Origin of the sequence: Chitinivorax sp. B, assembly GCF_005503445.1 — a bacterium.
Classification (GTDB): Bacteria; Pseudomonadota; Gammaproteobacteria; order Burkholderiales; family SCOH01; genus Chitinivorax.
On sequence record NZ_SCOH01000128.1, the window covers coordinates 1 to 2,062 of the forward strand.

Genomic DNA, 2,062 nt, shown 5'->3' on the forward strand with positions numbered 1-2,062 from the left:
CACCTCGACAGCAGTCATCCTCAGCAAGCGCTGACATTTGCTGCATTTTTAAGCGAAACAGCGGCAAACGCTGCCACTGTTTCACAGAAAAATCGCTGTGGGCGAGATGAAAACGTACGCCGGACAAGCGGACGGCACAACGGGGGTAGAACAGCGCGGGCAGTAAAAAGCCGCCTCCGAATCAACGGGGGCGGCTCTTTCCACGAGATAAATCGAAGGCTTCTATTTCCTCAAGGGGAGCAAATCCCGGCCATCAATCTCGGAAATATCCTTACTGGAGACAACTGAGACCTGTCCAGAATTGAGATCAATAATAGCCTCAAAGATAACAATAACTTCACTTGGCGTATTGGAAATAACGTAGCGGCGCTCCTTGGTCTCAGGATCGGTCTTTACGAGAATGTACCCATCATTCTTTTCTTCCCAGGATTCCCCCACCCCAAGCACTGATGACGGAATGCCCGTAAAAGAAAATCTCCAAATTCCTTCACCATCCTTATGCCCGCCATAGGTAGTGGACGTTCTAAACCAGGCGGGCCAAGTTTCCTTTGGGTGAACTCCTAGGAAGCTGTCCAAAAATAGCTGAAGAGCCTTTTCGAATTCATGAGTCGAATTATCTTTTTTCATTTTAGTTTCCACCATAAATCCTTGCCCATTGCTTGCGCATAATTTCAGACTGAATCATTGCATCGTCCGATGGAAGTTGACCGAACGTATAGTGCCCACCGTCGCCCCATATGGCGCTACGCTGCTGCCCCATCTGCTGAAGGAATGGTCTGTCCGCCGGTCCGGGATTGATGGAATAGCCAGGCGGGTGAGTATGACCAGACCATTTCCCATAGTTGCCAGCCAAAAGGTTGTCGAGCATTTCCTGAGAAACGGATATTTCATTTCCGTACCCTCTAATAACCGTCCTCTGGCTGCCCAGCGTGAACATGCTGTATTCATCGCCAGTAACTTGGCCAATTGCTCGTAAGTCAGACATTGAGACGCTTTTCTTGGAGAATGTCCCAACACTCCCTTGACTTGATAATTGCTCATAAATCGCAGCTTGGCGCCGAGAAAGCGTAGACGCCGGCAGCAATTCAGCCAACTGACCAGAACTAGCAGTAGCTATTGTATTGTTTGGAACTCCTATGCGATCATTACTGTCAACCCATCGGCAATCGCAACATCAATCGCTGCAGCAATGTTCCGGATCCCTTGCAGGAAATCATTAGGCAGTTCCATAGTTAAACTTTTTTCTTTCCAATATCTTTCGAGAGCCGTCAGTTCATTCTTAAAAAGAACCAAGTCGCCTGAAGAAATTGACAAACCCTCTTCCGAATCAGCCCTCTCCGTCAAGGATGATATTATGGGAAGTTTCAATTCTCTCCCAACCGATTCCCAATAAAAGTCAACGCTAACAGCGGAGCCAAGGTAACGATCAAATGCCAGATCATTACTTGATTGTGATGCGTAAGAAAAAATATGGTAGGCCAATGCAACCCCTCCTTAATTTGGCAGCAAGAATACATTTTTCTTGCCCAATATTCTTTGAGATTCAAGAACCAGATCATTAAACCTGGAGCTATTTCCTTGCTCGTAATATACCTGAGCCTTTACGCCTCTTAGCAAGGCTTCATCCTTAAGGGCTTCTAATGCATTTTTGGTTCGAGCAAAGACCTTGTCATTTGCATTTTTTCCAGGGCCACCAACTTGAATTAACTCCCCATTCCTGCCGATGACGTCAATTCCCGAAACAACCTGCCCATTTCTAATGATTGGGATGTCTTCAATAATAAGATTGCCATCTTTGTCCAGCCTAGAAACGGCGGCAACTCTGCCGCCTGATATCTCCGCGACTCTTAACTCACGCTGAAGAGCCAACAGCTTTTTCGGACCTAACCCTAAAGTAGAACCAACATCACCACTAGATGTCGCGACAAAATCGGGAACAAACGGCTCCTTGTTTGGAACATCACAGCACGCCGATGCACCTTGTCGTACCGATGCGCTCCAAACCCAGTCACCACGCGCCTTACAGCACGTTCATACCCCGCATTTCCGCCAGTTTATCTGA

The 2,062-nt window shown here is 47.3% G+C and carries 4 protein-coding genes; all 4 read right to left on the minus strand.

All coding sequences use genetic code 11. The features are described 5' to 3' along the window. Positions 1–222: 222 nt before the first annotated feature. On the minus strand, positions 223–627 hold the full coding sequence (locus tag FFS57_RS24685) for a hypothetical protein (RefSeq protein ID WP_137940477.1): 405 nt from the start codon (positions 625–627) through the stop codon (positions 223–225). A 1-nt stretch (position 628) separates the two neighbouring features. Beyond that, positions 629–985 (minus strand): hypothetical protein, encoded by a 357-nt coding sequence (locus FFS57_RS24690; protein ID WP_137940478.1) that lies wholly within the window; start codon positions 983–985, stop codon positions 629–631. A gap of 149 nt (positions 986–1,134) precedes the next feature. Continuing rightward, positions 1,135–1,482 carry a hypothetical protein gene (locus FFS57_RS24695; RefSeq protein ID WP_137940479.1) on the minus strand — a complete coding sequence of 116 codons (348 nt, stop codon included), beginning with the start codon at positions 1,480–1,482 and terminating at the stop codon, positions 1,135–1,137. Positions 1,483–1,494: 12 nt separating this feature from the next. Then, positions 1,495–1,869 (minus strand): hypothetical protein, encoded by a 375-nt coding sequence (locus tag FFS57_RS24700; RefSeq protein WP_137940480.1) that lies wholly within the window; start codon positions 1,867–1,869, stop codon positions 1,495–1,497. Between the last annotated feature and the right edge of the window lie 193 nt (positions 1,870–2,062).